The following is a 19267-nucleotide window of genomic DNA, read 5'->3' as shown; positions in this document are numbered from 1 at the left end:
AATCACCAATCGATAGTAGAAAGATTTTGTGATTTTAGATATTCATTAGCTTTGCTGAATGGTTTTGAACCAAAAAAACCTCTGTGGGCAGCAAATGGAGAAGGATGCGGGGATTCAATCACAAAGTGCTTCTCTCGGTCGATAACAGCTCCTTTTTTCTGAGCATAAGCACCCCACAATATGAACACTATATTTTCTTTTTCATCTGAAAGCTTTTGTATTACTGCATCTGTAAATTCTTCCCAGCCTTTTTTCTGATGTGAACCTGGAGATTTTGCAGCAACTGTTAAAGTAGCATTTAAAAGCAAAACGCCTTGCTCTGCCCAATTGGTTAAATCACCATTTGGAGGCATTGCCTTTCCCAAATCAGATTTTCGTTCCTTAAAAATATTGACTAATGATGGTGGCATAGGTACTCCAGGACGAACCGAGAAACATAATCCATTTGCCTGACCAGGTCCATGATAAGGGTCTTGACCTATTATAACTACTTTTATATCATCGAATGAACAACTATCAAATGCTTTAAAGATTTCTTTCGCTGGTGGATAGATAGTATTATTAGCATATTCAGCTTTTACAAATTCTACCAATTGATGAAAATAAGGTTTTTCAAATTCCTCCAATAATCTTTTCTTCCAACTTTCTTCTAGTTTTACGTTCATGGATTTAAATTTTTTCAAATTTAAAAAAAGATGTAAAAAGGCAACAGTTTTATTAATATGTAATAAATCCTTAAACTATTAATACATTAGATTCGTTGATTTAATTATATTTACAATATGGTTCAGTCAATCACAAAAGGCATACATGTTAGTGTGGAAACAGAATTCCAGCCAGAATATAGCAGTCCGGTGCAGTTCCATTATGTATTCACATACAAGGTAATAATTGAAAATAAAGGGGATCAGACAGTACAATTACTAAGAAGACAATGGTATATCCATGATGCTGCAAATGCTATTAAGGAAGTTGAAGGAGAAGGCGTAATTGGACAACAACCTATACTAGAACCTGGTCAAAAACACACCTACGTTTCCGGATGCAATTTAAAATCACCATTCGGTAAAATGCATGGCTATTATCAAATGGAAAGAATGCTTGATGGGCAACTAATCGAAGTAAGAATTCCTGAATTTGTAATGATAGCACCTTATAAATTGAATTAAATTGAATTTCTTTCTATTCAAAGAATACATCAAGTATTTTCATTTACAAACTGACGAACACTCTTTACATTCACCTTTCTTCTATAATTTTTATTTAAAACTGATCAAATCAAAACAAAAACACCTTGATTGGTCATCAATTGAAGTTAAAAGACAGGAACTATTAAATAATTCTCAGGAAATAGAAATATTTGATTTAGGAGCGGGATCAAAAGTTCAAAATAGCTCAAAGCGTAGAATTAGTTCAATTGCAAAGCATAGTTTAAGCAGCTCTAAATTTTCACAGTTTTTATTCCAACTTATTCAATTTTATGATTTTCAGCAGATCATTGAACTTGGTACAAGTCTGGGCATTAATACTTCTTATTTGGCTTCTGCTAATAATCAGTCTATAGTAGATAGTTTTGAAGCTGATCAAAATGCTTTAAAAATAGCAAAATATGTGAATCAAAACTTTGAAAACATCAATTTTCATGAAGGTAATATAGACAATACACTTCCTGAATTGTTAAATAATCTAACTGAAATTGACTTAGTTTATGCTGATGCCAATCATACTTATGAAGCTACTATACGGTATTTTGACCTAATTGCTCCTAAATTACATGCTGCTTCTATATATATATTAGATGATATACATTGGTCTTCTGGAATGAATAAAGCATGGAATGAGTTGAAGATACATAACAAGGTATCAGCATCTATTGATTTATTTGATGCAGGACTACTCTTCTTCAACCCTGAATTAAACCAACAGCATTACATTTTAAAATTTTAGCTCCTTAGACTCACTTTAAAAAAAAGTTCATTTCCTGCTCTTTCAGGAATTGAGTTTTTACACTTCTCCATAATTTCAATTTGAAATTCCTTTTCGAAAAGTTTTTCATATTCACTTTTCTCACCACCAAAAGGTGGACGATCATCAAACAACGGAATATTAAATAGCAATCCAAATAAAATACCATTCGGCCTTAAAAGCGCTTTCATTTTTTGAACATATTGAGGTCTTAATTCTGGATTCAATGCACAAAAAAATGTCTGTTCAATAATAATATCAAAAGATTTAGTAAGGTTGAAAAAGTTAAAATTTAAAAGCTGCTCTTTCGGGAATTCAGGATTTTCTTCCGCAAACTTTTTTAATGGAATAGGCGAAAAATCAAGTAAATACACATTTTTAAATCCATTTTCCCACAAGTATTTTGCTTCATATGCATTTCCACAACCCGGAATCAAAATTTTTGAATCTTTATTCTCAATCTGATTCATAAAATTCGTTATCGCAGGGGATGCATATCCAATGTCCCAGCCTGTCTGATCATTCTGGTATCTCGATGTCCAATAAGATTCATTTAACTCCATTCGGTAAACTATAATATTTGTTTAAATTTGCAGTTTGTATTTAACGAAGAAAATATACTATTTGTAGTATATTTAGTAAAATTCATCAGCAAACTTATTAAAAACTTCTATCTAAGATGTCAGAAGAACAAAAAAAGTCAGATTACAATGAGATTGTAAATCAGAATAAAAGCTCGAACAGAAACATCATTATCATCGCATTGGTCGTGTTAATAGCAGTTGTTGTGGGTGTAAAGTTTTATCTTGATTCAGAAAAAGAAAATGAAGAATTAAGAGAGAATCTGGAAAGAACCTATTCTGATCTTGATAGTATCAGCAGTCAATTAGATCAGAAAATTGCTGAAATTGAAACATTAGGTGGTGATATTTCTGAATTACAATTAATCAGAAAAAATCTTGAAGCTGAAAAAGAAGAATTAAAGCAATCCAATAACTGGGCAGCTAACCAAATTCAAAGATATAGAGACAAGGTTAGTGGTTATGAAGAATTATTAAATCTTCAAGACGAGAAAATAAAAAAGCTTGAAGCTATTAATGAGCAACTACTTTCCGAGAATACTGATTTAAAGACTGAAAAGAATGTTTTAAATGATAGCATCTCCAGACTTAAAAACAACAGAGAGGAATTACAAGATAAAGTTGAGCTTGCTTCTCGATTAAAAGCTGAAAATATTAAGGTTATAGCCATCAATAGCAGAGGTAAAGAACGAGCAGATTTGGAGTATAAACCTCGTCATATTGAGAAGCTTAGAATAAAATTTAATCTGGCGGAGAATAATGTAGCGCAGCCGGAAGGAAAAGATATTATCTTAAGAGTTATCAATCCTATTGGAAATGCTTTGTTTGATGTAGCTACCGGATCTGGCTCGTTCATGATTGACGGAAAGGAAATGTTTTATACGGCTAAGCAGGAAATTTTATTTGATAATACTCAGCAGGAGCTTTCATTTATTTATGACAGAGGCGAAGAATATGAAGAAGGAGCTTATCAAGTTGAGTTATACGCTGATGATTATTTAATTGGTAAAGAAAAATTCGTAGTGAATTAAAACTTGTTTTAATCTAGTCATCCACTTCTGCTTTTTGTTTCCATTTTTCAATGAGATTTAAATCCTTAACTCTAATAATAGCACTAACGATCTGTTTTAGTTCTTTTGCCCAAGAAGACAAACATTTTATTGTTCCAGAACTTATGGTTGGATCGATAGTTCCTAATTATCTTAAAGCACCTTCATTTGGTATGAAAGTCGGTGGAGCTGTAACTTATTACAAAAGTGCAGAATCGAATACACCAACAAATCGGTATTATAACAAACCATTATTGGGTCTGCAAGCAGGAGTCTACCGTCTTGGTAATCCACAGGTATATGGAAATGAATTCAATTTGATGCCTGTGCTAGGATTAAGAATGAAAAAGGGTATGTTTCAATGGGGCATTGGTACATCCTACTTCACTAAGACTTACAGGCAAGATGAAAGAAATCAATCTATTGGAAGCCACTTTAATTGGGCTTTTAATTGGATGTATTATCGGTCATTTAAATTATTTGAGGAAAATGATTTGAGAATTGGCTTTGGTTACCGCCATTCTTCTAACGGACATACACAACTGCCCAATTATGGACTAAATTCAGCTATTCTTTCCATTACTATTATTCCATCCGAATTAAAAACCTCAATGCCAGGCAAGCAAAAAACAGACAGAAGCAGATCAGCATTTATAAAATCAAGAAGCGGAATTGGGATACATGAATTTGGAGGTACCACGAAACCGGTTGGTGGGGAAAAAAAATTAGTCTTTAGTCAAAGCATTGGAGTCGGTTTCACTTTCAAAGAACATTTCAGATGGTACGCAGGTTTTGGTACTAGACACTATCAGCATTATGCGGATTCAATTAAAAATAGCCCAGAGTTACAAGCTTTAAATGTTCATCCTAACAATCATTTTTTTATGATGGGAGTCGAATATTTGATTTACCATATTGGGCTTTCAATTGAAGGAGGAATTAACCTCTCAAAACCTTTTTACTATCATTTCTCAAAGGAATTTGAAAATACTGAAAGTATTAAATACACGCTAAAGAAAATATTCCCTAGTAGAATGGGACTGAAATTATATTTAATAAACACTGCAAAAAAACCGAAACATAATGTGTACTTCTCGGCTCATATTAATGCGAATTTCGGACAAGCTGACTTTTCAGAAGCAAGCTTGGGATATGTTTACAGTTTTAAGTAGATGTTGTTATTTCAATCCTAATTTTTTGAGTTGTTCATCAAATAGTTTTTGAGCTATTTCTTCTTGTTCAATCACATATCGAACCCCTACGTATTTTTTGGGCTTACCTTCAGCATCAAGTACTGGAGAGATAACCGCATCTACCCAATAAACTGAACCATCCTTTGCTTTATTCTTTACGATCCCTCTGAATACATTACCTGACTTAATTGTATCCCATAATAGTTTATAGACTTCTGATGGCATATCAGGATGTCTAAATATACTATGCGGTTTCCCGATCATTTCTTCTCTGCTGTATTTGGCAGTATCAATAAGCTTTTGATTCACATAAGTAATAGTACCAAATAAATCAGCTTCTGAAACAATAGTAGATTCATTTAGTATCTGCTCTCGAGCTTGCATTTCAGCTTGCATTTTCTCCATCTCATGCATTTGCTTCTCCATCTCATCGGACTGAGCACTCAATTCTTCCATATTTTGTCTCAGTTCTTCTTCTTGTTGCTGTAATTGCTGATTCTGCTCCTCAGTTTCTTTATTTTTTCTTTCCATCTCTTCCTGAGTTGCTTGTAATTCCTCCATATTTTGATGAAGTTCCTCAGCTTGAGATCTCATCTGCTCCTCTTGTTCTTGTGAAAGCTCTAAAAGACGTTTAGTATTTGCATTAATTTTATTTAAGCTAAAAGAAGTAGCCAAGCTTTCCCCTAGCTTCTTCAAGTAGTCAACTTTATAATCTTCCAAAATTTCAAATGAAGCAATTTCTAAAATCCCCTCTATTTTCTCATTAGTCATCATGGGCATAATGACGATATTTTTTGGAGGGGCATCTCCAAGACCACTTTTTATTCTCACAAAATCATCTGGAACTTCTGTAAGAAAAATCATATCCTTCTCCAAATAGCATTGCCCAATCAATCCTTCCCCTACTTTTACCTTATCTTTTATTTTCTTTCTTCTACCAAATGCAAAAGCCGATTTCATTTCAAGATAAGGTTCTGAATCTTCCTCTTCCTTTTCAACTAAATATAATGCACCTTGATTCGCACCACTGTATTTAACAATCTCACTTATCACCTCCTTAGATAATACCTCAGGATCATCGTGTTGACGTGTTAAATTATTTATCCTTCCTAATCCTTCCGTAACCCAAGCTCTATTCTTTTCCTCTTCTTGTGACTTTCTAACTTCTTCTAAATTCTGTTTTAATTCATTTTCAGAATCATGAAGCTCTTTTGTTTGCTTTTCATTATCTTCAATCAGTTGCTGACTCTTCAATTCTGCTCGATAATTGATGTAAGCCATCATAAATACAATAAGAAAAGCTAATAAGATGGAGACTGTAAAATTTATAGAATATAAAAAACCTTCCGTAATGAATGAATCATCAAAACCTTCAGTGAAGAAGGCCAATGAACTTTCAATTGTTACAAAAACTAAAAAGTTAAAACTTGCTGAAAAGATCAAATATGACTTTTCCCTAATATCAAAAACTAAAAACGGAACAAGTGAAAAGACTAACATAAAAAGAGCCAAAACCAAAGGTATATTTTCTCCTTCATCTACCAGATAAATTGTGAAAAGGGCTGTTAAAAATAAAGGGGAGATAGCAGAAATAATCCTGGCAAGATAAATAGCTTTACTATAATTTAATACCCAAGTTAATGCAACAGCAACTATTCCTAATAATGGTATAAAGGCTAAATTTGGAACATGAATAAAAGAAATAAAAGAAAATGGAATTGCTACTAATAGTAAATTGAAAAGAGCAACCACATTACTCAATTTTATTTTACTGTTTACATACTCAGTATATGCTTCATCAACACCAATATGCTGCAATCGGGAAAAAATGTTCATATTTTCTTTAAAAGATAGTTTTAAAACATAAAACTATGGAAAATATACTTGCTGTAAAAAGACGATGTAACATATACGGTCATTATACTGTAAATGTGGGCTTTTTTGAAGCAACTGTCTTAGAATTCTTAAAGATAATTATGTTTAAGAAACCAAAATACGAAACCGAAATATTACCAAATTGATATTCAAATTCACTGTAAAGAAACCAGTTTTGATATTTAAAATGACCCATTTCTTTAATCATTTCAGAAGTGATGGAAGAATTATTATGGATACTTCCATAATCATGAGCAACTCTATCAAAATAGGCTTTTTGATTAGGAACTGTTGCTATAATAATGATCAATAAAAGAATGAATAGAATAATCAGTTTTCTTATCATACCATAAAAAACTGGAATACATAAGAAAATGTTATTAACAAAAGTTACAAGTCTTTACATTCTCCTTGATAATCATCTTCAAATTGAAATTCTAGTTTGTTAGATGATTCAACTTTGTAAATCTCTAAAACAAAGGTACCGCTAGTATATGCTCTGGCATTTTCTTGCATCCATAAGGTGTCTGAAGTATAATCTTGATTATTTATCTTCCCTTTTGCAACAAAATAGGATATATTTAGAGTATCTGTATTCACCCAGCAAGTATATTGATCCAAAGGAAAGAAATCTATGGAATCGTTATAACCACCGATATCATAATAAAAGGAATCAAAATCTATGTCAGTGTCATTATACAAAGCAAAGTTCGCTTTATTATTTTGAATTTCCCCACAAACAACTGGTACACAAAGACTTTGATCCATATTTTCTAAGTCCATACAAGAAAACATAGTCAAGCTGACAAATAATAATATATATTTCATTCGAATCATCTCTCATTACATGACAGCTGGATGACCATAAAGGTTGCAATGCACTAACAAAATAATAAATAAACTTTATGTTAATATTTGTGCCATTTAAAGTTTATCACTATTTTTGCGCTTCAAAATAAACAAATACAAAATGCAATTGAAAAATTACGAGACGGTATTCATACTTACTCCCGTTTTATCTGATGCTCAGATGAAGGATGCTGTCGACAAGTTCAGAAAAGTCTTAGAAGACAAAAAGGCAGAAATCATTAATGTTGAACAATGGGGCTTAAAAAAATTAGCTTACCCTATTCAGCATAAAAGTACTGGTTTCTACAACCTAATTGAATTTAAGGCTACACCTGAAGTTGTTGCTGCACTGGAGTTGGAGTATAGAAGAGACGAAAAAATCATGAGATTCTTAACAGTAGCTTTAGATAAGCATGCTATAGAATACGGAGAAAGACGCAGAAAAGGCGCATTTAACAAGTCTAAAGAACAAAAAGAGGAGGTAGCGAAATGACACTTCATAACGAGCCAATAAACCAGAAAAAGCAAGATAATCAGAAGAAATATTGCCGTTTCAAAAGATACGGTATCAAATATATTGATTATAAAGATCCTAACTTCTTATTGAAGTTTGTGAATGAGCAAGGTAAATTATTACCAAGCAGAATCACGGGTACTAGTGCTAAATATCAAAAGAAAGTGGCACAAGCTGTAAAAAGAGCAAGACATATTGCCCTTTTACCTTATGTTACTGATTCATTAAAATAATTAACCCAAAAAAATTTATCAGAAAATGGAAGTAATCTTAACACAAGATATAAATGGATTGGGCTATAAAAATGATACAGTAACTGTAAAGCCCGGATATGGCAGAAATTACTTAATCCCTCAGGGTTATGCAATTATTGCTAATAATTCAAATCAAAAGAAAATTGCTGAGAACATTCGTCAAGCAGCTCACAAAGCAGCAAAATTGAAAAAAGATGCTGAAGAGATAGCTCAAAAAATTGGCGACTTAACATTGAATATCAAAACAAAAGCTGGTGAAAGCGGTAAGATATTTGGAGCCGTTACTACGCTACAAATTGCTGATGCTTTGAAAGAAAAAGGTTTTGATATCGATAGAAAGAAAATTGCAATTTCAGGAGATATCAAGCAATTAGGTGAGTATTCAGCTAATATCGATTTACACAAAGAAGTAAAGAAAGAAATCTCTTTAGTAGTAGAATCAGAGTAAGCTAATTAAAATAACAATTGAAAGCCTTTTGTTTACTCAAAAGGCTTTTTTTGTGTCTTCACTTTTTCCATAGAACAAAAGGAGCCCAATAGTACGGAGCACTATAATCTGAATTAATCATATTTATTTTTGCTAACTGTAATGATTTTGAAAATGAAGGCTTTGATTGCTTTAAATCTTCCTGATAGAAATTTTGCATTAATAGAGAAGTAGATTTATCCGCCACTTTCCATAATGAAAGAATTAAGTTACTAGCACCTGAATAAGCAAAAGCTTGCCCCAAGCCCATCACCCCTTCTCCCCTATTTATTTGTCCTAATCCGGTTTCACAAGCTGATAGTACAACCAGTTCTGCATTAATGTCTAATCCGTAAATTTCACCCACATATAATATGTTCTGTTCTGACTTCAACTCAGTTGGCTTAAAATATACTCCTGACAAATCCGGTGTTTCCAAATCTACTGTGCCATGAGTAGCCAAATGAATATATCTATAATCATTTAAGTCCGCAGATTTGAAATTTTCTTTAGTAGCATTATTACGTAACAATGAATTAACTGGTATTGATTTTTGATCACACCATTGCGTAAAATATTGACTTTCTGCCTCAGTACCTGGTAAATTTGCTATTTGACCACCAAACTCAACCGGAGAAATTAACAATGCATTATCAGAATATGAATCACTTATTTTGTTCATATACAATGCTGCTGTATATGAATATTCTAGCTCATACTTATTTATTAAATACTCTTGAGCGTAATAATCATCACTTTTTGATTTTTTCGAGATTAATGCTTCAAATGGAATAGTTGATAATTCTCCATCAGGAATAACTATAAGCTTATTTAAATTTTTATCCAGTTTTGAGGGAAATAAGTGATCATATAATATATGAGAAATCTTACAGAAACTAGATTTAAGATTATAATTTAAAGTATTTCTATAGGCTCTTAAATACTTTAAAAGCTCATCATTATTATAAACCCTATTAAAAGTAATTGAATTTGAAGTGAGAATGTATTGAATCGTTTGATCAGTACTATTCAAGTTAGAATATTCAATAATAGCAGTATTTTCAGGCATAGAACTTTGAATCTGCTCTACGCTATTCTTCTTATTTTTATGTTTTAGTTGAAAATATCTAGGATAATTTACTTCTAATTCACTAATAAAGCTCTCATATTCCTGATTTAGATTAAAATATTTCCCCTTCAATTGATCTAATTCAGATATATTGGTTTCCAGTGATATTTGAGTACTTAAATAAGCCATATCAGCTGTAAGATCAGCCTCTTTTTGAATCATGGCGTCTGGAATACCAGAAAAGCTTTTGGCTTCCGATTCTATTACAGATAACCTCAACAATGACGATTTTGACTGCTCTGAAAATTGAAAAGCTTTCTTCAAATATTCATTACCAAAAAGGCTTACTTCATGAAGTTGTAAAGTTATTCTCTGACCTAATTCATACACGCCTGCGGCATCATTACTCAATTGAATTTGATCCTTTTTATTTTGTGTACTAACTCTTAGGTTCTCAATTAATTGATTAGCTAACTCAATTGTATTCAAAGCAATAATCAGATGATCATTATTTAATGAAAAACCATAATAATAAGATTCTAATATATTAGCTTTTTGAGTTAATAAGGATAATTGTACATTCATCCTTATGGCATCGTTCTTTTCAGGATTTAACTTATAGTTCTTTGATGAAAAACTAAAACTATTCGCTTCCAATCCTTTTTGAATATTAAAAATTGCATTTTCATAATCCTGATTTTGTAATCCTAAGGAGGCTAATGCTGAATATACATTTGCTAATTCAGAATTTCTACTCCCATAATTTGAGATGTAAATCTCTTTCGCCTCATTTAAATAGTCTCCCGCTAGTACAAATTGTTGATCTGCTAGATAAATATTACCGATATTTAAATTTATAAAGGCTTCAGTTGGCAACCCTTTTTCATGTATTTCAGACCAGTCACTTAAAGCTGAATTCAGAACTTTTAAAGCCTTAATACTATTTCCCAACCTAGATTCTGCCAAACTTATATTAACCGATATTTGAATGATTTTATCAATATTCTCTGTTATATTCTCCTCATAAATTATTAAAGCTTGGTGGTAATAATTAATTGCTTTCTCAGGATCATCATCTACATAAACTAACCCCATATTATTTAATAAATCAGCAATATTAACTTTGCCTATACCTTTAATACCTTTATAAGTATTTAAAGATTGTTGAAAATATTCTATTGCCTGCTGGTTCTTTCCCTGATTCCATAGAATTAATCCATAGTTCTTCAGCCACCTGGCATACACTTCAGGTTCTGAGTGCTTCACTATCATTTTATTTTTAGAAAAGAATTGGTCGTGAAATGCTTGAGATTTATCATTTAATCCTTTCAAAAAAAACAATTCAGCCAATAATAATTCAGTTTCAATTGAAATAGAATCCTTTGATATATTAGTAATAAGCGAATCAATATTCTTTACACGGCTTTCCCGAATTACCTCAATATAAAAATTAGATAAGCGCTGAGCATTACTACTAAATGAAATCATAATCAATAAGAGTATTGCTAACAGCTTTTTCATTTCAAAAATTATAGGTGTAATTAAGGTTTAGGACATATTGCCTTGTTAAGCCATCAGGATTTTGCTCTCTCTGCACAATACTTTTACCGTAAATCAAATCTAACCCTGATAATACGTTAAACTTATAGCTGATACCAACTAAACCAGATAAAGCCAAGCCGGTAGTTCCATCAATTATTTGATACTCATCTTGCTCATTCAAAGCTTTATCATGTGTGATTCTGTAAATGGGTAGTAATCCAAGGTTAAAATTCAAGCGCGACATCCTAAAATTCCTTTCAAATCTCATCATGATATCTGCGCCTCTTTTTAAAGATAGACCTTCATCATGTCTTATAACATAATCCATTCCGCCTTCATACCATCCCCACAGTTCTTCTGAAGCAATAAAATTATTTTCATTTTTATGGATAAGCGGCTGTTGATAACCGAACGAAAAAAGCCATTTGCGATTTAAAAAAGAGGCACCTGCTACAAAATCATAAGTTCCTAAAGAGGTTTGGTAATACATAGGCAATACCATTGATCTTTCAGCAACAGTCTTAGTCGCATTATTGGTTGGAATTTTAGTACCAACTGTAGCCAATATATTATACTGGGGTTTAGAAATAATATTTCTTGTCAGACTAAGTGAAATATCGCCAATCCCTTGAGTAGAACCAAAATTACCATTTACATACATATAAGGTGCCTTTATTTGTAAATCATAACGGTCACCAATCATGATTCCAAAATCAAGTATTACTGCCCGAATATTTGCCGATGTATTACTTTGTCCTTCATATAAACCTAATGAGATTGATCTTAATTTAATAGGAACATTATTTTTAAAATCTTGACTAGGTTTCATAGCCCCCATTGTACAAAAACCTGCATCACTACAACCTTGACTTTGACCTAAGAATGCCTGAAATAAAAATAGAATTAGCAAAATAACCTTACATTCCTTAATCATTGTTCATTGTTAGTGAATTATTAAAAATCAAATTACTTAAATTGTAAATAAGATTCATGAAAAAAATCTATAATTATTTCAATCAAACCTTACAATAATAAAATGACTGTTAAACATAAAAAACTATTGTCTTTTATTACTTAATATAACTTAATAGCTATATTAAAAACTAGTAATCAGATAGTTAACCTTGATTACTCATGTTTGATTGTAAATGAATATTTGGAATAATTTAAAAATAAAGCTCGCGAAATCCATTTCTGCTCATCAGAATGAGGGTGTAGATTTATCTAATTATAGAAATCTATTATTCTACTATATACTGCTTTTTCTTTTAATTTTATCTCCAATATCTATTATTCCAGGCTTTATCTATTCAATTGAATTACCTGAAATAAAAAACCTAATTTATGTATGTGTAGGTCTATTCATTATTTTAGTTGCTATCGGCTTTTTAAGAAAATTAAGCATTAATACAAGAAAGCTAATATTCATTTTCAGCATATTTATAGTTACCTGGTATACTTTTTTTGCCTTAAAAATTGAAGGCCCAGGCATAATTTACATCTTCGTTTTGGTAATTGTATCCAGCCTAATTCACTCTGCACGTTGTGCATATTATTTGTTAGCAGCAGACACAATTATCATACTTCTAATTGGATTGAACCTCGAATTAAATTATATAAGTATAGACATAGGCAACATTGAAAGTTCAGCTGCTTGGTTGAGCTTAGCCTCAAATCCAATCTTTTTGGGAGTTACCATTGTAGTTTGTATTGATCTTATTTTCAGAAAACTTGAGAAGATAATCCAACAATTAAAAAATTTAAATGAACAAGTTAAATCAGATAACCAACAATTAAAAACTACACAAATAACACTTAGAGATAAAAATGAAGAGCTGAATAAATTTGCACATACCATCGCACATGATTTAAAGGAACCATTGAGATCTATGCAATCTTTTGCTCATCTAACGATATCTAAATACTCTGACACTTTACCCGATCAGGCACAGGAATTCTTATCACATATTAAAACCTCATCAGTAAGAATGGCTACCTTATTAGATTCCTTATTAGAATATGCTCAGATAGGGTCAGAAAAGAAAACCTCATCTTTTCATGTTAAGGATATAATAGAAGAATTAAAGAAAGATTTAAATATTTTGATTAAGGAGAATAATGCTATTATCAAGCATGTGGATAATCTACCTGAAATCATTGGATACGAAATTGAGTTTAAGCAATTAATGCAGAATTTGATTTCAAATGCTATAAAATTTAAAGATATCAATACCAAAGTTGAAGTCAATATCTCTGTTGAGGAGGACGCAAAAAACTGGAAGTTTAAAATTTGTGACAACGGAATTGGTATAGATGAAAAACACCAAGAGAAAATATTCTCAATATTCCATAGATTACATAAAGACAAATTCCCAGGGACTGGATTAGGCCTTGCAAATTGTAAAAAGATTGTGGAGATGCACAATGGAAATATATGGGTTGAGTCACAATTAGGAAAAGGCAGCTGCTTTAATTTCACAATAAGTAAAGATTACGCATAAAATTATCTGTTTATTACATTCATAATTATTGAACATTGAATCAAATAACTGAAGCCGAAAAAGAGCAGTTTAAAAGCACATTAAAAACTCGCTTTCATCAAAATATGCATAGGCATAAAGAAATGAATTGGAGTACTATTTCAGACTTTCTTAATGCAAACGAATCCATTTTGAATACCATTTATAAGATGGAAAAAACTGGTGGTGAACCAGACCTCTTAAAATTTCCTGATGGCAGAATATTGTATCTTGATTTTAGTAAGGAAAGCCCCTCAGGTAGAAGAAGCTTGTGTTATGATCATGAAGCTTTAATAAATAGAAAAAAGAATCCACCCAAAAATAGCGCAGAAGATATCTCTAACGAACTGGGAATAAAAATATTAAATGAAAAGGATTACAAATACCTTCAATCTATAGAGAACTTTGATACCAAAACCTCTAGTTGGATTGAAACTCCCGAAGAAATCCGTAAATTAGGAGGTGCACTATTTGCCGATTTTAGATACAAGCATGTTTTTATTTATCATAATGGAGCAGATTCATATTACAGCGCCAGAGGTTTAAGAGGTTCTGTTGAAATCTCTATATAATAATTTAAAATTTCTTTGAACTTTATTTCCCTAACGAACGTTAGTTTATTATCTTTGACCAAATGATTACAAAAATAAAAGGAAATAGAAAGCAGCAAATAATTGATAAAGCTACTTCACTTTTTCAAAAACAAGGTTATGCCGCCACAAGCATGCGTGACTTAGCCAGTTACATAGGTATTGAAGCTGCTAGTTTGTACTCTCATATTAAATCGAAGGAAGAGATTTTACAGACTATTTGTTTTCAAATGGCAAACGATTTTTTCAACTCTTTAGAAAAAGTAGAATCTGCAGATTTAAGTGCTGATATCAGACTTAAAAACGCAGTAGCGTCCCATGTGAAAGTATTAACTAAAGATAGTGCTGCAAGTGCAGTGTTCTTTTCGGAATGGAGACATTTGAGTGATAAATACTTAAAAGAATTTCTCGATATGAGAAATTCTTATGAAAATAAATTTATCCAAATATTAATTGACGGATATAAAGAAGGGGTATTCAAAAAGATGGATGCGAAATTCACTGTTTTAGCATTACTATCATCGATAAATTGGATGCCATCTTGGTATAAACCTGAAGGGCAATTAAGCCCAGAAGAAATTGCTGAGAATGTAACCGATGTATTCATTAATGGATTAAAAATTAGATCTTAAACTTAAAACACAATAATTATGTACGGAGGCGGACAAGTATTTGAACCTTCATCAGTAAACAATGAGTTACTGAAAGATGAAGACCCACAAAAATTAGCTGAATTTGAAGCTCGAATAGCAAGAGGTGAGAAAATTGAACCTAATGATTGGATGCCAAAGCTATACAGAAAGCAATTAATAAGAATGATTGAGCAACACGCTCACTCTGAAATTATTGGGGCTCTTCCTGAAGGAACTTGGATTACAAGAGCACCTGGTTTCAAAAGAAAATTAGCTTTAATGGCGAAAGTACAAGATGAGGTAGGTCACGCGCAATTATTATACGGTGCTGCTGAAACCTTAGGAAAAAGCCGTGAGCAAATGATTGAAGACCTTATCACAGGTAAATCAAAATACTCTAACATTTTCAACTACCCTACTTTCACATGGGCAGATTCATGTTTTATTTCATGGTTAGTAGATGCTGGTGCAATTGTTAACCAATTAGCGAATGCTAGAGGTAGTTATGGACCATATTGCAGAGCTTTAGATAGAATCTGTGCTGAAGAATCTTTCCATTTAAAGTATGGACATCATTGTGTAATTCACCTTGCTACAGGTACTCCTAAGCAAAGACAAATGATGCAAGAAGCGGTAAATAGATGGTGGGCACCAATGATGCACTTCTTTGGTCCTTCTGATAAAATGTCAACGCACACTCAAATTTTAACGAAATGGAAAGTAAAGATGGCTACTAATGATGAGTGTCGTCAGCAGTTTTTAGACATGTATGTACCTAAAATCTGGGAATTAGGATTAACTATTCCTGATGAGAACTTAAAGAAAAATGAGGAAACAGGTGAATGGGAATTCACTGAACCAGATTGGGAAGAATTTAAAAGAGTTATTAATGGTGATGGACCTTGTAACAAAGAGCGTTTAGCAGTAAGAAGAACAGCTGAAGAAAGAGGTGCTTGGGTAAGAAGAGCCTTAACTGCTAAAACAAAAGGTGAAGAATACGTTGCTCCATTAGCTTAATTTTTAAAAAAATTACTATGTCAGATTTTTTAAACTCGCTTGACCCTAGAATAAATAGGTTGAATATCCCAGCAGAGTTTGGTACTACTTTTCCTTCAAAGGAAAACAAGGATCAATTTGTAACTTTTGAGGTATTTGTTCAGCCTAAAGAAAATAAACCTTATCAACATGAGGGTATTGTTCATGCCCCAACTATTGATATGGCATTTTTATTTGCTAAAGAACAGTTCAGCCGAAGAGGGATGAGCTGTTCAGGCGTTTGGGTAATCAAAACAGACAATATCCAGGTCTCTCCCATCACCGAAAATGATGAAGATATTTATGATTTCATTCATGAAGAAATTATGGAGGGGGCTGAAAAAGGTAAAAATGAAGCTTATCAAGTTTTTCATTTGAAGAAAAGAGGAAAGCAACACGTGCATGTGGGTGAATTGGAAGCTACCTCTTTCGAAGAAGCTTTATTTAATGCGAAAAGCAAATTTCAGGAAGAGAAAGCCATCCTTAATATTTGGGTAGCAAAAGAAGAAGACTTCTTGAAGATTGAGGGTGAAGAATTCACTGATATTTGGGAGACTCTTCCTGAGAAGAAATACAGAGATGCAATGGATTACAGAGCCACTGAGAAGATTAAAAAATTTAAAGCAGAACAAAACGCATAAGCCATGACTGAAGAAGCACTAAAAGATTTGTTATATAAAATTGCGGATGATCTATTGATTTTAGGTCATAGAAATTCCGAGTGGACGGGAGTTGGCCCATTATTAGAAGAAGACATTGCTTTTTCTTCTATGGCACAAGATAAAGTAGGGCAAAGCTTAGCGTTTTATCAACTTCTTCATCAACTAGGAGAGCAAGATCCTGATACTGTAGCATTCACAAGAAATGCAGAACAATTTCATAATAGTCAATTTGTAGAATTGCCAATTGGTGAATATGATTTCAGCTTAATCCGTCATTTCTTATTTGATCATGCGGATTATATTAGGTTTAGCATGTTAGCTGAGTGTCCTATTGAAGAAGTCGCAAAAGTAGCTAGAAAATTAAAAGGTGAAATTAAATATCATGTGATGCATGCCAATACTTGGATTAAGCAATTAGCTACTGCAAATGAAGAAGCTCATGATAGACTTCAAAAAAGCTTAGAAAAGGCCTTACCTTATGCTTTAGGAATGTTTGAACCTTCTAAATTTGAAAAAGAAATAGTAGAAGCAGGTGTTTACCCTGGAGAAGCTGAAATTGAGAAGCAGTGGAAAGAAAATATTGCCATTGTTTTGGAGGAAGCAGGTTTGAAATTACCAGATTGGAATTCAATTGAAGCTGTGTATGGTGGTAGATATGGAAAGCATACTGAGCATCTTCAACCATTAGTTGAGGAAATGAGTGAAGTATTCAGAGTTGACCCAACTGCTGATTGGTAATTAAAATAGAAAATTAAAAAAACTTGTGATGACTATAACTGAGGATAAAATATTAGAGTTACTGAAAGAGGTGAAGGATCCAGAAATCCCTGTTATTTCATTAGTTGATTTAGGCGTAATTACAGGAATAAAGATTGATGGAGATCATGTAACCGTAAATATGACTCCCACTTTTATTGGATGTCCTGCTATGGATTATATGAAAAACGATGTGATTGAGGTATTAAATAAGCACGATATCACAAATCATACGGTTAATCTTAATTTGGATACTACTTGGAGTTCGGATATGATTTCGGATGAAGGCAAAAGAGCTCTTAAAAAGTTTGGTTTAGCGCCACCTCCAGTACACAATAATGTAATTGAGGATTTAGATATTATCGAACATGCTGAGTGTCCTAATTGTGATAGTACTAATACTACTTTAAAATCACCTTTTGGCCCAACTTTATGTCGATCTCTACATCATTGTAACAATTGTGGAGAAGCATTTGAAAGTTTCAAACCCATATAATAACCATTATATAAGTTTAAGAAATAAGAAAGCCTGCTATTACTAGCAGGCTTTCTTATTTCTTAACATTAATAAACCACTAAATAAGTAAAACATCTATTACACTATTTGGAATCTCAAAACCACAAAAGAATACTCCTACTCCAAAAACTTTTTCTTTAACACTAGTATTTTGCAATGCCAAGGGCAAAGCTGTTACATTAACCATAGCATAAAATAGTGCAAATATTATAAGCACTGCCAATATTAATTGATTATCAGATATAGTAAATATTCCGATAGTGCTTAAACCTGCGAATACTAAACCTATCGCTAATAGCTTTACAATATTATGGTCTGTAATCTTTCTACTAATGATGACTGAAAATATGGCTGTTAATACTAATACTAAACTTGAAATCCACTGACCACTAATTCCTACTACTGATTCAAGCTTATCTAAATAATTTGGAAAAACTTCAATTATAAAACCAGAAAATAAGCCCATCCCTACACCTAGTAAAATCACTTTCCACATTTGAGTCTTAGGTTTAAGCTCATCTGGCCTTTTTTCTTCTCCTTTATCTGTTATTTCTAAAGAATATTTCCTCAGTAGATAACCCGAAATGGATACAATGATACCTCCCACTGCAAAAGTGGCTGCTCCACCTAAGAAATCAATTATATCGACAATAACAGGTTCAAGTGAATATAGTAAATCAGAGGTAATCGTTAAAGCAGCAACCGTAATGGGTAACTTTGTAGTAGGTGTAAACATTTCAATAGTAGAAATTGCTGGGCTTGTAAATAAGCTCATGGCAAATAACCATAAGATCACTAAAACAGGCAAAGCATATAAAACAAATGATCTTGGTGGATTTACAATTAAGGTAAAAGCTACGGTCATAAAAATCATAGCTGCGAAACTTACACCTAATGTTACAATCCTCAACCTATTGCCTAATTTATGTCTGTATTTATCTCCTAAATAACCTGCTAATGGTGGGGTTAATATTAGAATAATAGCTTGTCCCCATATTAAAATAGGTTCAAAATCATTCATATTAAATGTATCTAATAAAGCAGGCTGATATCTGTGATAGGCTATCCAACCTATAATAACGGAAGCATAAAGACCTAAAAGAGATATCATTTGCTTCCATTGGATAGATGATGTAGTTTGTTTTTCCATAAAAAAAGTCTTTACATTTTATCCAATCTACGAAATGCAGATCATATAC

Annotated in this window: 22 protein-coding genes; 14 read left to right on the top strand and 8 right to left on the bottom strand. The window is 32.3% G+C overall.

The annotated features are described in order from the left end of the window. Positions 1–2: 2 nt before the first annotated feature. Positions 3–665 (bottom strand): uracil-DNA glycosylase, encoded by a 663-nt coding sequence (gene ung, locus QYS47_RS09230; RefSeq protein ID WP_322345684.1) that lies wholly within the window; start codon positions 663–665, stop codon positions 3–5. A 117-nt stretch (positions 666–782) separates the two neighbouring features. Here ung and apaG point away from each other — a divergent pair, with 117 nt between their 5' ends. After that, positions 783–1169: a Co2+/Mg2+ efflux protein ApaG gene (gene apaG, locus QYS47_RS09225; RefSeq protein ID WP_302100440.1), complete on the top strand. Its 387-nt coding sequence runs from the start codon at positions 783–785 to the stop codon at positions 1167–1169. 1 nt (position 1170) lies between these two features. Next, the gene (locus tag QYS47_RS09220) at positions 1171–1947 is read left to right on the top strand and encodes an O-methyltransferase (RefSeq protein ID WP_322345681.1); all 777 of its coding nucleotides are present in this window, start codon (positions 1171–1173) and stop codon (positions 1945–1947) included. Here the strand turns inward: QYS47_RS09220 and QYS47_RS09215 are convergent. Beyond that, entirely contained in the window at positions 1944–2528 is a 585-nt protein-coding gene (locus tag QYS47_RS09215; RefSeq protein ID WP_308356840.1) for a methyltransferase domain-containing protein, read from the bottom strand. The two genes, QYS47_RS09220 and QYS47_RS09215, sit on opposite strands and share 4 nt — an antisense overlap. 116 nt (positions 2529–2644) lie before the next feature. Between QYS47_RS09215 and QYS47_RS09210 the strand changes: the two genes are divergently transcribed. Then, positions 2645–3577, top strand: a complete 933-nt coding sequence (locus tag QYS47_RS09210) for a chromosome segregation protein SMC (RefSeq protein ID WP_322345679.1) — start codon at positions 2645–2647, stop codon at positions 3575–3577. A 50-nt stretch (positions 3578–3627) separates the two neighbouring features. Next, the gene (locus tag QYS47_RS09205) at positions 3628–4767 is read left to right on the top strand and encodes an acyloxyacyl hydrolase (RefSeq protein ID WP_322345677.1); all 1140 of its coding nucleotides are present in this window, start codon (positions 3628–3630) and stop codon (positions 4765–4767) included. Between the two features lie 6 nt (positions 4768–4773). On the opposite strand, the gene QYS47_RS09200 is transcribed toward QYS47_RS09205, so the two are convergent. The 3 genes from QYS47_RS09200 to QYS47_RS09190 form a co-directional block, all read right to left on the bottom strand. Beyond that, entirely contained in the window at positions 4774–6624 is a 1851-nt protein-coding gene (locus QYS47_RS09200; protein ID WP_322345675.1) for a PAS domain-containing protein, read from the bottom strand. Between the two features lie 82 nt (positions 6625–6706). Beyond that, on the bottom strand, positions 6707–7009 hold the full coding sequence (locus tag QYS47_RS09195) for a hypothetical protein (RefSeq protein WP_322345674.1): 303 nt from the start codon (positions 7007–7009) through the stop codon (positions 6707–6709). 44 nt (positions 7010–7053) lie between these two features. Beyond that, positions 7054–7446, bottom strand: a complete 393-nt coding sequence (locus QYS47_RS09190) for a hypothetical protein (RefSeq protein WP_322345672.1) — start codon at positions 7444–7446, stop codon at positions 7054–7056. Positions 7447–7633: 187 nt separating this feature from the next. Here QYS47_RS09190 and rpsF point away from each other — a divergent pair, with 187 nt between their 5' ends. From rpsF to rplI, 3 genes are read left to right on the top strand one after another with little or no spacing between them, the layout of a single operon-like run. Next, entirely contained in the window at positions 7634–8005 is a 372-nt protein-coding gene (gene rpsF / locus QYS47_RS09185) for a 30S ribosomal protein S6 (RefSeq protein ID WP_308356847.1), read from the top strand. Then, complete coding sequence (rpsR, locus tag QYS47_RS09180) at positions 8002–8259, top strand: 30S ribosomal protein S18 (protein ID WP_013452439.1); 258 nt, start codon at positions 8002–8004, stop codon at positions 8257–8259. Before rpsF ends, rpsR begins: the two co-directional genes overlap by 4 nt. A gap of 25 nt (positions 8260–8284) precedes the next feature. Beyond that, entirely contained in the window at positions 8285–8728 is a 444-nt protein-coding gene (gene rplI / locus QYS47_RS09175; protein ID WP_308356848.1) for a 50S ribosomal protein L9, read from the top strand. A gap of 58 nt (positions 8729–8786) precedes the next feature. Here rplI and QYS47_RS09170 read toward each other — a convergent pair whose 3' ends face one another. Together QYS47_RS09170 and QYS47_RS09165 are read right to left on the bottom strand one after the other, a co-directional pair. Further along, on the bottom strand, positions 8787–11336 hold the full coding sequence (locus tag QYS47_RS09170; RefSeq protein WP_322345667.1) for a CHAT domain-containing protein: 2550 nt from the start codon (positions 11334–11336) through the stop codon (positions 8787–8789). 1 nt (position 11337) lies between these two features. Beyond that, positions 11338–12291, bottom strand: a complete 954-nt coding sequence (locus QYS47_RS09165) for a hypothetical protein (protein WP_322345665.1) — start codon at positions 12289–12291, stop codon at positions 11338–11340. A gap of 214 nt (positions 12292–12505) precedes the next feature. On the opposite strand from QYS47_RS09165, the gene QYS47_RS09160 reads away from it, so the two are divergent. The 7 genes from QYS47_RS09160 to paaD all read left to right on the top strand — a co-directional run bounded on the left by QYS47_RS09160 (position 12506) and on the right by paaD (position 18047). Then, positions 12506–13858 carry a sensor histidine kinase gene (locus QYS47_RS09160; RefSeq protein ID WP_322345664.1) on the top strand — a complete coding sequence of 451 codons (1353 nt, stop codon included), beginning with the start codon at positions 12506–12508 and terminating at the stop codon, positions 13856–13858. Between the two features lie 35 nt (positions 13859–13893). Continuing rightward, the gene (locus QYS47_RS09155; protein WP_322345662.1) at positions 13894–14448 is read left to right on the top strand and encodes a DUF4256 domain-containing protein; all 555 of its coding nucleotides are present in this window, start codon (positions 13894–13896) and stop codon (positions 14446–14448) included. A 62-nt stretch (positions 14449–14510) separates the two neighbouring features. Beyond that, positions 14511–15098 carry a TetR/AcrR family transcriptional regulator gene (locus QYS47_RS09150; protein ID WP_322345660.1) on the top strand — a complete coding sequence of 196 codons (588 nt, stop codon included), beginning with the start codon at positions 14511–14513 and terminating at the stop codon, positions 15096–15098. A gap of 18 nt (positions 15099–15116) precedes the next feature. Further along, positions 15117–16115, top strand: a complete 999-nt coding sequence (paaA, locus tag QYS47_RS09145) for a 1,2-phenylacetyl-CoA epoxidase subunit PaaA (RefSeq protein WP_308356854.1) — start codon at positions 15117–15119, stop codon at positions 16113–16115. Between the two features lie 17 nt (positions 16116–16132). Beyond that, positions 16133–16774, top strand: coding sequence for a phenylacetic acid degradation b (locus QYS47_RS09140; RefSeq protein ID WP_322345657.1), 642 nt, complete (start codon positions 16133–16135; stop codon positions 16772–16774). Positions 16775–16777: 3 nt separating this feature from the next. Continuing rightward, positions 16778–17533, top strand: coding sequence for a 1,2-phenylacetyl-CoA epoxidase subunit PaaC (gene paaC / locus QYS47_RS09135; protein ID WP_322345655.1), 756 nt, complete (start codon positions 16778–16780; stop codon positions 17531–17533). A 28-nt stretch (positions 17534–17561) separates the two neighbouring features. Beyond that, entirely contained in the window at positions 17562–18047 is a 486-nt protein-coding gene (gene paaD, locus QYS47_RS09130) for a 1,2-phenylacetyl-CoA epoxidase subunit PaaD (RefSeq protein ID WP_322345654.1), read from the top strand. Positions 18048–18126: 79 nt separating this feature from the next. Here paaD and QYS47_RS09125 read toward each other — a convergent pair whose 3' ends face one another. Then, positions 18127–19218, bottom strand: a complete 1092-nt coding sequence (locus tag QYS47_RS09125; RefSeq protein WP_322345652.1) for an MFS transporter — start codon at positions 19216–19218, stop codon at positions 18127–18129. Positions 19219–19267 lie beyond the last annotated feature (49 nt).

This window comes from Marivirga arenosa, from assembly GCF_030503875.2.
GTDB lineage: Bacteria > Bacteroidota > Bacteroidia > Cytophagales > Cyclobacteriaceae > Marivirga > Marivirga arenosa.
Note: the sequence above shows the minus strand (reverse complement) of the source record. Positions and strands in the feature narration are given on the sequence as shown.

Excerpts from the sequence above, each read along its gene's own strand:
- QYS47_RS09150 (WP_322345660.1), top strand. The coding sequence starts at position 14,511 with ATGATTACAAAAATAAAAGGAAATAGAAAGCAGCAAATAATTGATAAA.
- QYS47_RS09165 (WP_322345665.1), bottom strand. The coding sequence starts at position 12,291 with ATGATTAAGGAATGTAAGGTTATTTTGCTAATTCTATTTTTATTTCAG.
- rpsR (WP_013452439.1), top strand. The coding sequence starts at position 8,002 with ATGACACTTCATAACGAGCCAATAAACCAGAAAAAGCAAGATAATCAG.
- paaA (WP_308356854.1), top strand. The coding sequence starts at position 15,117 with ATGTACGGAGGCGGACAAGTATTTGAACCTTCATCAGTAAACAATGAG.
- rplI (WP_308356848.1), top strand. The coding sequence starts at position 8,285 with ATGGAAGTAATCTTAACACAAGATATAAATGGATTGGGCTATAAAAAT.
- QYS47_RS09195 (WP_322345674.1), bottom strand. The coding sequence starts at position 7,009 with ATGATAAGAAAACTGATTATTCTATTCATTCTTTTATTGATCATTATT.
- QYS47_RS09210 (WP_322345679.1), top strand. The coding sequence starts at position 2,645 with ATGTCAGAAGAACAAAAAAAGTCAGATTACAATGAGATTGTAAATCAG.
- QYS47_RS09205 (WP_322345677.1), top strand. The coding sequence starts at position 3,628 with ATGAGATTTAAATCCTTAACTCTAATAATAGCACTAACGATCTGTTTT.
- QYS47_RS09215 (WP_308356840.1), bottom strand. The coding sequence starts at position 2,528 with ATGGAGTTAAATGAATCTTATTGGACATCGAGATACCAGAATGATCAG.
- QYS47_RS09140 (WP_322345657.1), top strand. The coding sequence starts at position 16,133 with ATGTCAGATTTTTTAAACTCGCTTGACCCTAGAATAAATAGGTTGAAT.
- QYS47_RS09170 (WP_322345667.1), bottom strand. The coding sequence starts at position 11,336 with ATGAAAAAGCTGTTAGCAATACTCTTATTGATTATGATTTCATTTAGT.
- rpsF (WP_308356847.1), top strand. The coding sequence starts at position 7,634 with ATGCAATTGAAAAATTACGAGACGGTATTCATACTTACTCCCGTTTTA.
- apaG (WP_302100440.1), top strand. The coding sequence starts at position 783 with ATGGTTCAGTCAATCACAAAAGGCATACATGTTAGTGTGGAAACAGAA.
- ung (WP_322345684.1), bottom strand. The coding sequence starts at position 665 with ATGAACGTAAAACTAGAAGAAAGTTGGAAGAAAAGATTATTGGAGGAA.
- QYS47_RS09200 (WP_322345675.1), bottom strand. The coding sequence starts at position 6,624 with ATGAACATTTTTTCCCGATTGCAGCATATTGGTGTTGATGAAGCATAT.
- QYS47_RS09125 (WP_322345652.1), bottom strand. The coding sequence starts at position 19,218 with ATGGAAAAACAAACTACATCATCTATCCAATGGAAGCAAATGATATCT.
- paaD (WP_322345654.1), top strand. The coding sequence starts at position 17,562 with ATGACTATAACTGAGGATAAAATATTAGAGTTACTGAAAGAGGTGAAG.
- QYS47_RS09160 (WP_322345664.1), top strand. The coding sequence starts at position 12,506 with ATGAATATTTGGAATAATTTAAAAATAAAGCTCGCGAAATCCATTTCT.
- QYS47_RS09190 (WP_322345672.1), bottom strand. The coding sequence starts at position 7,446 with ATGGACTTAGAAAATATGGATCAAAGTCTTTGTGTACCAGTTGTTTGT.
- paaC (WP_322345655.1), top strand. The coding sequence starts at position 16,778 with ATGACTGAAGAAGCACTAAAAGATTTGTTATATAAAATTGCGGATGAT.